The 11,905-nt window shown below is 42.7% G+C and carries 9 protein-coding genes; 5 read left to right on the top strand and 4 right to left on the bottom strand.

The features are described from left to right. Nucleotides 1-266: 266 nt before the first annotated feature. The gene (locus A9260_RS07885) at nucleotides 267-794 is read right to left on the bottom strand and encodes a DUF2062 domain-containing protein (RefSeq protein WP_068697800.1); all 528 of its coding nucleotides are present in this window, start codon (nucleotides 792-794) and stop codon (nucleotides 267-269) included. Between the two features lie 8 nt (nucleotides 795-802). Here A9260_RS07885 and A9260_RS07880 point away from each other — a divergent pair, with 8 nt between their 5' ends. Genes A9260_RS07880 through kdsB form a run of 5 tightly spaced genes read left to right on the top strand, consistent with a single transcriptional unit; the run spans nucleotide 803 to nucleotide 6,797 of the window. Next, nucleotides 803-3,091 carry a DNA internalization-related competence protein ComEC/Rec2 gene (locus A9260_RS07880; RefSeq protein ID WP_306763794.1) on the top strand — a complete coding sequence of 763 codons (2,289 nt, stop codon included), beginning with the start codon at nucleotides 803-805 and terminating at the stop codon, nucleotides 3,089-3,091. 32 nt (nucleotides 3,092-3,123) lie between these two features. Then, entirely contained in the window at nucleotides 3,124-4,872 is a 1,749-nt protein-coding gene (gene msbA / locus A9260_RS07875; RefSeq protein ID WP_068697798.1) for a lipid A ABC transporter ATP-binding protein/permease MsbA, read from the top strand. Nucleotides 4,873-4,875: 3 nt separating this feature from the next. After that, nucleotides 4,876-5,874, top strand: a complete 999-nt coding sequence (gene lpxK / locus A9260_RS07870) for a tetraacyldisaccharide 4'-kinase (protein WP_068697796.1) — start codon at nucleotides 4,876-4,878, stop codon at nucleotides 5,872-5,874. After that, nucleotides 5,864-6,043, top strand: a complete 180-nt coding sequence (locus A9260_RS07865) for a Trm112 family protein (protein ID WP_068697794.1) — start codon at nucleotides 5,864-5,866, stop codon at nucleotides 6,041-6,043. The genes lpxK and A9260_RS07865 overlap by 11 nt, the downstream gene beginning before the upstream one ends. 1 nt (nucleotide 6,044) lies before the next feature. Further along, nucleotides 6,045-6,797, top strand: a complete 753-nt coding sequence (kdsB, locus tag A9260_RS07860; protein ID WP_068697793.1) for a 3-deoxy-manno-octulosonate cytidylyltransferase — start codon at nucleotides 6,045-6,047, stop codon at nucleotides 6,795-6,797. Between the two features lie 90 nt (nucleotides 6,798-6,887). Here the strand turns inward: kdsB and A9260_RS07855 are convergent, their stop codons facing one another. From A9260_RS07855 to A9260_RS07845, 3 genes are all read right to left on the bottom strand, one after another. Next, nucleotides 6,888-8,414 (bottom strand): SpoVR family protein, encoded by a 1,527-nt coding sequence (locus A9260_RS07855; RefSeq protein WP_068697791.1) that lies wholly within the window; start codon nucleotides 8,412-8,414, stop codon nucleotides 6,888-6,890. 22 nt (nucleotides 8,415-8,436) lie between these two features. Beyond that, complete coding sequence (locus tag A9260_RS07850) at nucleotides 8,437-9,708, bottom strand: YeaH/YhbH family protein (RefSeq protein WP_068697789.1); 1,272 nt, start codon at nucleotides 9,706-9,708, stop codon at nucleotides 8,437-8,439. A gap of 229 nt (nucleotides 9,709-9,937) precedes the next feature. Beyond that, nucleotides 9,938-11,872 carry a PrkA family serine protein kinase gene (locus A9260_RS07845; RefSeq protein ID WP_068697787.1) on the bottom strand — a complete coding sequence of 645 codons (1,935 nt, stop codon included), beginning with the start codon at nucleotides 11,870-11,872 and terminating at the stop codon, nucleotides 9,938-9,940. Nucleotides 11,873-11,905 lie beyond the last annotated feature (33 nt).

Below are 11,905 nucleotides of genomic sequence, written 5' to 3'. Positions count from 1 at the left end.
GATCACGAATGTTATTTGAATAAAATCATGTGCATTATCGGAACCAGTCTTTGTTGTATGGATTTGTGGCATGGATGCCACAATGAAGCCATCAAGGATGATTTCACGGCGTCTTGTGGAGATGATGTGCATGATTGGTCGATAAGTGTTCACTCATGCGTTCGCCCTAGTTTTAGAATCGATTAGGTATGAATAAAGAACTAAAAAAGCGTTGCTGAATGAGCAACGCTTTTTTTATGTCTAGGCTTTTCAATTAAGTCGTTAATTTATTTGGTAAACAAATTTAGTTTGAGTTTTCGTTTTTGCCAACTACGTACCACTGAGTATCGCCAAAGAGCGCGGATACCGAAATAACCGACGATAGAGAGAACAATAGAGCAAATTGCACAACCAAGTAAAAACGGAGGACCAATGGTCGACATTTGCGAAATAAGGTAATCCCACGACAGTTCAAAGTGAAACGATTGGGTAGGGAGTTGTAATACCCAAGCCCCTAATTTATAGGCTAAGTAAAACATGATAGGCATAGTGATGGGGTTGCTGATCCACACTAAAGCAACGGACAGCGGAAGGTTAACGCCAAAGGCGATAGCCAGTCCTGCTGCCATGATCATCTGGCTTGGAAGTGGCACAAAACACATGAATAGGCCAACAGCAAATGCACCAGAAGCTGAGCGGCGGTTCAAAACCCACAGGTTTGGGTTGTAAAGAACATTTCCGAATATCCTAAGCGCTTTCTGACGTTTTATCAGTTCATGGTCCGGCATGAAGCGTTGAATAAATTTTCTAGGCATGAGGGAAAATGGCTCTCTTACTAGGTAACTGGAATTTAATTTCATTCTCAGCGACGATCATCGCCGCAATGCATTGGCATACACTTCATGATGTAAAGTGGTGTATCCCTATACTTATCTTAGTGCTGCTTTGCTATCGATTAAAGATACTTAGAGGCTTGATAGGTATCTTATTAGCGTCAGTGATTAGTCTAGTACACAGTCATATTTTTGTAAGAGACATCAACACCTTGTTTGAATGTGCTGAGGATCTTACCATAAATATTCAATTGGACAGCACGTTTAGAGTAAATCTTTATTTTGCAAATTCAGTAGTTAACATATCAAAAATATATGCATGTAGGGATACTTTTTCAGGGCGAGTTTTGCTTAAAGTCCCAATAGAACTGGCATCACAAATGAAAGTGGGTGAGACATGGAAGGTGTCCGCCAGATTAAAACCTATTTATGGATTACGTAATGAAGCCGGCTTTGATGCGGAGCGATATTATTTCTCGCAGCGGGTACAGGCACAAGCAAAAGTAACGGATGTTTTAGAGCGAGTGGCACCGGCCAATTTACGGGGTCGTTGGTTTGAACGTGTTTATCAACAAACGATGGATTTGCAATCTCAACCGGTAGTGCTAGCACTGCTATTTGGTGACCGCTCCCTAATTAATAAGCAGCAATGGCATAATTTTAGGCAAACTGGATTGGCTCACCTTATTGCCATATCGGGGTTACACATTGGTCTTGCGGCAATGCTTGGGTGGTGGATTGGGCATATATTGCGGATTTTTTGCCCCGCTTTAATATGCTTGCCGATTTTTTCAGCGATTATCTTAGCTTCATTGTACGCATGGCTGGCAGGGTTTAGCTTGCCGACTCAGCGTGCTTTATTGATGTGTATTTTATTTAGTTGTACATGGCTCCTCGGGATTAGGCTCACTCGCTGGCGTATATTATGGCTGACTTTAGCATTAGTTCTTGGTCTATCACCTATGTCAGCGGTGTCATCAAGTTTGTGGCTAAGTGTTGGCGCAGTGATGGTTATCTTGTTGGCTTTAGAGCCATCAGTTAATAAAGACATTGATCCTAGTTTGACATCCAATGATGGATTGATAACCAAACGTTGGCGTATTTGGTTCAAAGTTCAGCTGTATTTAAGCTTAGGTCTTGCTCCAATATCGGCATGGATATTAGGGGGTATTGCTTGGTTGTCTATCGCCTTTAATGCGGTTGCTGTGCCTTTAGTCTCTTTGTATGTAGTACCCCTGTTGTTGCTTGGAATTTTATTCAATACAGTTTCAGAGCCTATTGGGTTATTCATGCTGAGTTTAGCCAATCAAGGTCTGATGCTATTACAAAATCTGCTCACCTTATTTGAATCCTACTCTTTACTGTGGCTACAGACTTCACACTTACAGATTATGTTACTGGCGCTGTTATTTTGTGTGGTGTGTTTAAGTCGTTGGTTTCGAGTCATCGCCGTCCTATCTTTATGTTGTGTGTTGGCTATGACAGCGTTAACTGGTAAACAACCGGATTGGCGCATTGATGTATTAGATGTAGGGCATGGCCTTGCGATCTTAATTCAATCTGGGGATAAAATTGTGCTTTATGATACTGGCGCGGCTTGGGATGAGGGAAGCATCGCTCAGTCAGTGATTGAGCCCATTATTCTGGCTAGGGGCGCGCAATTAGAGGGAGTCTTTGTCAGTCATTGGGATAATGATCATCAAGGTGGCATGGAGTATGTTTTACAGCGCTTTTTGCCGCCTTATCTTTTTACCTCTCAAAAGGTAACTCCACAGAGTAATACTCAATCTAATCCCTGTGTTAGAGGACAGTTTTGGTGGTGGCAAGGATTAAGTTTTCAAGTTGTGTGGCCCCCAAAAACGGTGAAACGAGCGTATAACCCTCATTCTTGCGTTGTTCGAGTGACCGATGGACAACATAGCGCGTTACTGACTGGAGATATTGATGCGGTTGCGGAATATCATTTAGCGCATCAAATGATTAAATCCGATATCGTTATTGTGCCTCATCATGGCAGTCAAACCTCTTCAACCTCCTCTTTTGTGCAAAATGTCGATGCTGACGTCGCAATAGCCTCATTGGCCAAAAATGGTCGTTGGTTGCTTCCTAGTCCAAAAGTTGTGCAACGCTATGAGAAATTAGGGACTCAGTGGCTAGATACGGGTGAGGCGGGACAGATAACTGTCCATTTTTTGAATGGTAAAACAAAGGTTACCACTTTACGTGGCACACAAAACGACGCTTGGTATAGGCAGATTTTGCGTAACAGAGTAGAATAGTAATTAACTGAATAAAAAATAAAGCAATTCTTATGTCACAACTAGAAGACGAGTCTACTTGGAAAACATTTACGCGACTGTGGAAATACATTCGTTTATATAAATTGGGACTTGCCGTTGCAGCCTTCGCATTGATTATTAATGCTGCTGCCGATACCTATATGATCTCTTTATTAAAGCCTTTACTGGATGAAGGTTTTGGTGATGTCGAGTCTAATTTCTTAAAAATATTACCGTTTATCATCTTTGGTATGATCGTAGTCAGAGGTCTCTCGGGCTTTGTATCGACTTACTGCTTGAGTTGGGTATCGGGTAATGTCGTGATGTTAATGCGCCGTGCGATATTTAATCATTTCATGCACATGCCTGTTCCTTTCTTTGATAGAGAGTCTACGGGGGGATTGCTATCGCGCATTACTTACGACAGTGAACAAGTTGCGGCTGCAACCAGTAAAGCACTCGTCAGTCTGGTACGTGAAGGGGCTAGCATTATTGGGCTACTGACCTTAATGTTCTGGAATAGCTGGCAGTTATCGTTAGTTCTTCTGGTGGTTGCACCTGTGGTTGCGTTTGCCATTCGTGTCGTGTCAAAACGTTTTCGTAAAATCAGTAAAAATATGCAAACCGCTATGGGTAGCGTGGCATCTTCTGCTGAGCAAATGCTTAAAGGGCATAAAGTCGTATTAAGTTATGGCGGTCAAAAGGTTGAAGAAGAGCGCTTTGATAAAGTGAGCAACACCATGCGCCAACAGACTATGAAAATGGTCACAGCGCAAGCGGCTGCTAACCCAATCGTACAATTGATTGCCTCTTTTGCTTTGGTGGCAGTGTTGTACTTAGCAAGCTTTGATCAAATCAGAGCCACCCTGACACCGGGTGCATTCACGGTTATCTTCTCAGCGATGTTTGGCATGATGAGACCGCTTAAATCTCTGACTAACGTTACTTCTGATTTCCAACGCGGTATGGCTGCAGCGCATACCTTGTTCTCTCTTATGGATTTAGATACCGAGAAAGACAGTGGTCATAAACACATTGAACGTGCTAAAGGCCGTGTAGAAGTAAAAGATGTGACATTTACCTATCAAGGTAAAGAGACTCCAGCATTGTCTCATGTCGACTTTACCATTCCCCAAGGAAAGACCGTCGCACTGGTGGGACGGTCAGGCTCAGGCAAAAGTACCATTGCCAATCTCTTCACTCGTTTTTATGAAGTAGACAATGGCGAAATTTGGCTTGATGGCGAGAATATTAATCAATATAAACTGACTAATTTACGTGAGCAGTTCGGTTTGGTTTCGCAAAATGTACACCTATTTAACGATACTATTGCCAACAACATTGCTTATGCTGCTGAAGGGGAATATACCCGAGAGCAAATTGAACATGCGGCTAAATTGGCTCACGCTCTTGAGTTTACTAAGAACTTACCGGATGGCTTAGACACCATGATTGGTGAGAATGGCGCGAGCCTATCGGGTGGACAGCGCCAAAGAGTGGCGATTGCTCGTGCTCTGCTTCGTGATGCGCCTGTGTTGATTCTTGATGAGGCAACCTCTGCATTAGATACCGAATCAGAAAGAGCGATTCAGTCGGCACTTGATGAGCTACAAAAAGATAAAACGGTGTTGGTGATTGCACACAGATTATCGACTATCGAAAACGCCGATGAAATACTGGTGGTTGATGACGGTGAAATCATTGAACGTGGTACGCATGCCGAGTTGTTAGAAAAAGGCGAAGCCTACGCACAACTACATAAAATCCAGTTCGGTGATTGATTCGTGATTCACCTACTTTGGTTTAGTTCTAATCCACTTCGCTGGCTATTTTGGCCTGTACTTTGGCCATTGAGCTTGTTATTTGCTTGGATTAGCAAAAGACGAAAATACGCGTATTTGAACGGACAAAAGGCCAGCTTTAAAGCGCCGATTCCGGTGGTGGTAGTGGGTAACATTACTGCGGGAGGCAACGGGAAAACACCCGTTGTCGTTTGGTTGGTGGAGACTTTACAAGCTCAAGGGCTTAACGTCGGTGTGGTCTCTCGCGGCTATGGAGGAAAAGCGCCTTGCTATCCTCTGCTTGTCGGAAATGAAACCCCGACTCAGTATTGCGGTGATGAACCAAAACTGATTGCGCAGCGCACGGGTGCGACTGTAGTTGTCGATCCCATAAGAGCAAACGCTGTGCAGCATTTATTGCAACACAATGTTGATATTGTGATTACCGATGATGGTCTACAGCATTATGCCTTGCAGCGAGATATAGAGTTGATTGTGATTGATGGGCAGCGACGTTTTGGTAATCAGCAGCTTATTCCTCTTGGGCCTTTGAGAGAAGGTATGGCGCGTTTAAGTGATGTTGATTTTTTGATTACTAATGGTGGTGTTGCTCAACACCACGAAATTAGCATGACATTACAAGCAACGCTGGCGGTCAATTTACTTTCAGGTGAGAAGCGTTCAGTGAATGAACTGGGGCCTCTTTTTGCGATTGCCGCCATTGGTCATCCTCCTCGATTTTTTGATACTTTAAAATCAATGCAAGCGGATGTGGTTAATAGCAAAGGCTTCACCGATCATAAAGCATTACACAAATCAGAGATTATCTCTTTGCTCACCGAGGGTGAGCAATTGATAATGACAGAAAAAGACGCTGTTAAATGCCGTGAATTTGCCGATGATAATTGGTGGTATTTACCGGTATCTGCACAAATTAGTGATGAAAATCGTCACAAGATCATGAACAAAATTCAAGAGGTTTTGAAGGAATATGGATCATAGGTTGTTAGAGATCGTTGCTTGCCCAGTGTGTAAAGGTAAGCTGGCTTTTGATAAAGATAAAAATGAGTTGGTGTGTAAGCTAGACCGATTGGCCTACCCAATTAAAGAAGGTATTCCAGTGCTTCTTGAATCTGAAGCTCGTACTATATCAATGGATGAGGGACGCTAAAATGGCTTTTACGGTCATTATTCCTGCACGTTATGAATCAACTCGACTTCCTGGTAAGCCGTTAGCGGATATCTGTGGTAAGCCGATGATTGAGCATGTTTATCAACAAGCGATTCAGTCTGGCGCCGATCAGGTTGTTGTTGCTACTGATGATAAGCGAGTTGCTGATGTTGTGTTAGCCTTTGGTGGTGATGTATGCATGACCTCAACAGCCCACGAGTCAGGTACCGAGCGTTTAGCTGAGGTTGTTGAAAAATTAGGAATTAGCGACGAACACATTGTCGTTAACGTACAAGGTGACGAACCGTTAATCCCGCCTTCGGTTATTTCACAAGTCGCCGATAACTTAGCCGCTTCAATTGCGCCGATGGCGACATTGGGTGTGGCTATTGAAGATGCCGATGAAGCCTTTAACCCTAATGCGGTTAAAGTAGTGACCGATGATCAAGGCTATGCTTTATATTTTAGTCGCGCCGCAATTCCTTGGGATCGTGACCAATTTAGCGTCGATAAATCTGAGTTGAAGCAACCTTTGATGAGGCATATTGGTATTTATGCCTACCGTGCAGGTTTCATTAGCCGTTATATCAATTGGGCACCTTCGGTACTTGAAAAAATCGAAAGCCTCGAGCAGCTAAGAGTGCTTTGGTATGGTGAGAAAATTCACGTAGCCTTAGCAAAAGAAACGCCAGCACCGGGTGTGGATACGCAAGATGATCTCGATGCGGTGCGAGCGATACTTTCTCAACGTTAATTACTACGATTGATATAAGTATGGTTTGGCATTGATGAATATAAAAAGGGAAGCGACTATCGCTTCCCTTTGTTGTTTGAGTAAATACCATTAGATGTATTTGCCATAATCGGTGCGTTTAGGGCAACTGGCCAATAGGTCGCTATGACCTGACTCTTTCAATTCTTCAAGTTTCACATCAAAGCCCCACAATCGATAAAGGTGTTTGAGCACCTCATCATGATTTTCAGCCAATGGAATTCTTTGATGGGGGATATGACGCAAAGTCAGGGATCGATCGCCTCTCACATCGACGTTCCAGACTTGAATGTTAGGTTCTAAATTACTTAAATTGTATTGAGCGGCGAGCTTTTCTCTGATCTCTTTGTAACCCATTTCATCGTGTATTGCGCCAATTTCAATGTAATTTTTACGGTCATTATCTTTTATTGAGAATAGCTTAAATTCTCGAATCAGTTTTGGTGATAAATATTGGCTAATAAAGCTTTCATCTTTAAAGTTCTGCATTGCAAAATGTAGGGAGGTTAACCAATCACTGCCGGCAAGCTCAGGAAACCACTCTTTGTCTTCATCGGTTGGCTGTTCGCATATTCGGCGAATATCCTGAAACATGGCAAAGCCAAGCGCGTAGGGGTTAATTCCATTAAAGTAAGGGCTGTTATAAGCCGGTTGAGCGACAACGCTGGTATGGCTATGTAAGAATTCAAGCATGAATTTATCGGAGGTTAACCCTTCATCATACAGGTGATTTAAAATGGTATAGTGCCAGAAAGTGGCCCAGCCTTCGTTCATCACTTGAGTTTGCTTTTGCGGGTAAAAGTACTGACTTACCTTACGAACGATACGCACGATCTCTCGCTGCCAAGACTCAAGCAGTGGCGCGTGTTTCTCTATAAAGTATAAAATGTTCTCTTGAGGCTCAGAAGGAAAGCGTGTCTTCTCCATAGTCGAACTGTCTGAGTGTTTAGGCACCGTACGCCACAACTCATTAACCTGTGATTGCAGGTATTGCTCTCTCTCTTGTTGGCGGGCAGTTTCTTCGGCAATGGAAATCTTTTCTGGCCTTTTATAGCGATCGACACCGTAGTTCATCAAGGCATGACAGGAGTCTAATAGCTTTTCTACCTCATCGACTCCGTATTTTTCTTCACATTGCGTAATGTAGTTACGCGCAAATAACAGATAATCGACAATGGAACTGGCGTCAGTCCAAGTCTTAAATAGATAGTTACCTTTAAAAAACGAGTTATGACCATAGCTTGCATGAGCCATGACCAACGCTTGCATGGTGACGGTATTTTCTTCCATTAAATAGGCAATACAAGGGTTAGAGTTGATGACGATTTCATAGGCTAGACCCATTTGCCCATGTTTATAGTTTTGCTGTGTTTGAATGAATTTCTTACCAAACGACCAATGATGGTAATTAATTGGCATGCCAATACTGGAATAGGCATCCATCATTTGTTCGGCCGTGATGACTTCTATTTGGTTGGGGTAGGTATCCAATTTATAGTGCTGAGCAACCCGTTTAATTTGCTGGTGGTATTGCTCAAGCAGATTAAATGTCCAATCGGGACCATCTGGTAATGTTTTTGATTTTGTTTCTACTGACATAGCGCATCCTTAACGGTATTTCTCAACTGCTTTCCTTTTGAAACAGCTCCCTAAAGACAGGGAAGATGTCTTCCGTTGTTCGGATATTTTTCATCGCAAAATTATCCGTTTCGTTGCCAAGTTTTTCATATTCATGCCATAGGGTCTGATGGCTACGACGAGTGATTTCGATATAGGAATAATATTGGCAAATGGGCAGCAGATCTTCGCTGAGTATTTTCTTACATCGAGGAGAGTCGTCGGCCCAATTATCGCCATCGGATGCTTGAGCGGCGTAGATATTCCATTGATTTGTTGGGTAGCGCTCTTTAAGAATGTCATCCATCAATTTTAATGCGCTAGAAACGATAGTGCCGCCCGTTTCCTGAGAATAAAAAAATTCTTGCTCATCCACTTCTTTTGCTTGGGTGTGATGGCGAATAAAAACCACTTCAACATTTTCATAGGTTCTATTTAAGAACATATACAGCAAGACATAAAATCGTTTGGCGATATCTTTAGTTGCTTGATCCATTGAGCCAGATACGTCCATTAGACAGAATATAACGGCTTGGCTTGAAGGCACGGGACGTTTTTCGTAGTTTTTATACCTAAGATCAAAGGTATCAATAAAGGGTACTCGGCGGATTTGATCGCGAATATCTTCGATTTGTTGTTTAATCTCGTTTTCTTGCAATGGTATTGCCGGCTCATTGTGGCTCAAAAAACTGAGTTGTTGCTCTAGTTCATTGAGGCGACGTTTTTTACCAGCTGACATTGCAGTGCGCCGTGCGAGAGATTGTCTAAGAGAGCGTACAACGGAAATATTAGAGGGGATGCCCGCAGTTTGATAACCAGCGCGATGCGTTTTCCATTCAGTGATCTTGTTGACTTGTTTTTTTTCTAGGTTAGGAAGGGCGAGATCTTCAAATAATATATCCAGATATTCGTCTTTGGATATTTGAAAAATAAACTCATCTTGGCCTTCTCCGTCAGCACTAGCGTCTCCCTCACCAGCACCACCGTTTCCACCGCCACCGGGTGGGCGATCTATTTTGTCACCACGGATAAACTGGTCGTTACCGGGGTGAACTCGCTCTTGTAAGCCCCCTTTACCTTGATGAAAAAAAGGTTCGGTAATGTCGCTTTTAGGTAGAGTGATGTCTTCGCCAGTTTCGGTATCCGTAATTGAACGTCGATTGACCGCATCGGACACCGCTTCTTTTATCTTTTGTTTATGACGACGAATAAAGCGCTGTCGATTGACAGTACTTTTATTTTTGCCGTTTAGCCTTCGGTCAATAAACTGAGCCATGCGCCACCTCGATTACTCATATCTAATAAAAATATAGTGGGGTGATACTCGTGCCGTCTAGCTGTGGTGACACGAGTATATTCCTTGCGCGACAACCTAAGGTTGCCTCTATAGCTCTTTCTCAACAATTACTAAAATTACTAAAATTACTAAAATTACTAAAATTACTAAAATTACTAAAATTACTAAGGGCGTATTAATAAAAGGGCTATAGTCCATCTGATTGCGTTTAGGATGATTTACGAACGCGTAAATACCACTCAGAAAGTAAGCGCACTTGCTTTTCGGTATAACCTTTCTCCATCATCCTTGCTACAAAATCATCGTGCTTTTTCTGATCTTCTGTGGATGTTTTGGCATTAAACGAGATAACAGGAAGCAGCTCTTCGGTATTGGAAAACATTTTCTTTTCAATGACCGTGCGCAGCTTTTCATAGCTTGTCCAAAGAGGGTTGGTTCCGCCGTTATTGGCGCGAGCACGTAAAACAAAATTTACGATTTCGTTTCGAAAATCCTTGGGATTACTGATGCCGGCGGTTTTTTCGATTTTCTCAAGCTCACCGTTTAACGATGAACGGTCAAATAATTGTCCGGTTTCTGGATCTCGATACTCTTGATCTTGTATCCAAAAGTCGGCATAGGTGACGTAACGGTCAAAGATGTTTTGCCCGTATTCAGAGTAAGACTCAAGATAGGCGGTTTGAATCTCTTTACCGATAAATTCAACGTAACGCGGCACTAAGAAGCCTTTTACAAATTCTAGGTAACGCTCTGCTTGATCGGCGGGAAATTGCTCTCGCTCTACTTGTTGCTCAATCACATAGAATAAATGCACAGGGTTAGCGGCGACTTCGGTTTGGTCAAAGTTAAACACTCGTGACAAAATTTTAAAAGCAAATCGCGTCGATAGACCTGACATGCCTTCATCCATGCCGGCAAAATCTTTATATTCCTGATGGCTTTTTGCCTTCGGGTCGGTGTCTTTTAATGTCTCACCATCGTAGACTCGCATTTTACTAAATAGAGATGAATTTTCTGGATCTTTTAAGCGCGACAAAATACTAAATTGTGCCAGCATATCAAGAGTGCTAGGTGAGCATGGTGCATGTGATAATTCACTGTTTTGTAAAAGCTTATTGTATATTTTGACTTCTTCAGAAACGCGAAGACAGTAGGGCACTTTGACAATATAGACACGGTCCAAAAAGGCTTCGTTATTCTTGTTATTGCGAAATGTTTGCCACTCTGATTCATTGGAGTGAGCAAGTATCATTCCGTCAAAGGGAAGGGCAGATAAGCCCTCTGTGCCGTTAAAGTTGCCTTCTTGGGTGGCTGTGAGTAATGGATGAAGCACTTTGATCGGCGCTTTAAACATCTCGACAAACTCCATTAGCCCTTGGTTTGCTTTACATAAAGCGCCCGAGTAACTGTAGGCATCAGGATCATCTTGTGAATAGTGTTCTAGTTTACGAATATCAATTTTACCGACCAATGATGAGATGTCTTGGTTGTTCTCATCCCCAGGTTCTGTTTTTGCTATGCCGGTTTGATCAAGAATGGACGGACGTAATTTGATGACTTTAAATTGGGTAATATCGCCGCCAAACTCGTGCAAACGCTTGGCTGCCCACGGTGACATAATTGAGCCTAAGTATCGTTTGTTGATGCCATACTCACTGCGAAGTATTTCAGCATCTTCTACAGGGTCAAATAGGCAGAAAGGATGGTCATTGACCGGACTGCGTTCACCATTAGCCGACAGTACATAAATAGGCAGTTGTTGCATTAAGGCTTTGAGTTTTTCTGCGATGGATGATTTACCACCGCCAACAGGGCCTAACAGGTAGAGGATTTGTTTTTTCTCTTCGAGACCTTGAGCGGCATGTTTGAGATAGGAAACGATTTGTTCAATCGCGTCTTCCATGCCATAAAAGTCTTTGAAAGTGTCATATCGCGCGATTACCCGATTGGAAAAGATGCGACTCATTTGTGGATCGAGTGCAGTATCAATCAGTTCTGGCTCGCCAATGGCTTGTAGTAGGCGCTCAGCTGCGTTGGCGTACGCCATCTTATCGTCGTGACACAATGATAAAAACTCTTGAATGGAGAGCTCTTCTTCTTTTGCTGCTTCATATCTATGCTGGAAATGTTCAAAAATACTCATAACAAAAATCCCCTTTAAAATGTTATAAGATCC

Source organism: Vibrio sp. UCD-FRSSP16_30, from assembly GCF_001676025.1.
Taxonomy (GTDB): domain Bacteria; phylum Pseudomonadota; class Gammaproteobacteria; order Enterobacterales; family Vibrionaceae; genus Vibrio.
Note: the sequence above shows the minus strand (reverse complement) of the source record. Positions and strands in the feature narration are given on the sequence as shown.

Bases quoted from the DNA above. Each gene is read 5' to 3' on its own strand.
- kdsB (WP_068697793.1), top strand. From the start codon at position 6,045: ATGGCTTTTACGGTCATTATTCCTGCACGTTATGAATCAACTCGACTT.
- A9260_RS07880 (WP_306763794.1), top strand. From the start codon at position 803: ATGGCTCTCTTACTAGGTAACTGGAATTTAATTTCATTCTCAGCGACG.
- A9260_RS07865 (WP_068697794.1), top strand. From the start codon at position 5,864: ATGGATCATAGGTTGTTAGAGATCGTTGCTTGCCCAGTGTGTAAAGGT.
- A9260_RS07855 (WP_068697791.1), bottom strand. From the start codon at position 8,414: ATGTCAGTAGAAACAAAATCAAAAACATTACCAGATGGTCCCGATTGG.
- A9260_RS07850 (WP_068697789.1), bottom strand. From the start codon at position 9,708: ATGGCTCAGTTTATTGACCGAAGGCTAAACGGCAAAAATAAAAGTACT.
- msbA (WP_068697798.1), top strand. From the start codon at position 3,124: ATGTCACAACTAGAAGACGAGTCTACTTGGAAAACATTTACGCGACTG.
- A9260_RS07885 (WP_068697800.1), bottom strand. From the start codon at position 794: ATGCCTAGAAAATTTATTCAACGCTTCATGCCGGACCATGAACTGATA.
- A9260_RS07845 (WP_068697787.1), bottom strand. From the start codon at position 11,872: ATGAGTATTTTTGAACATTTCCAGCATAGATATGAAGCAGCAAAAGAA.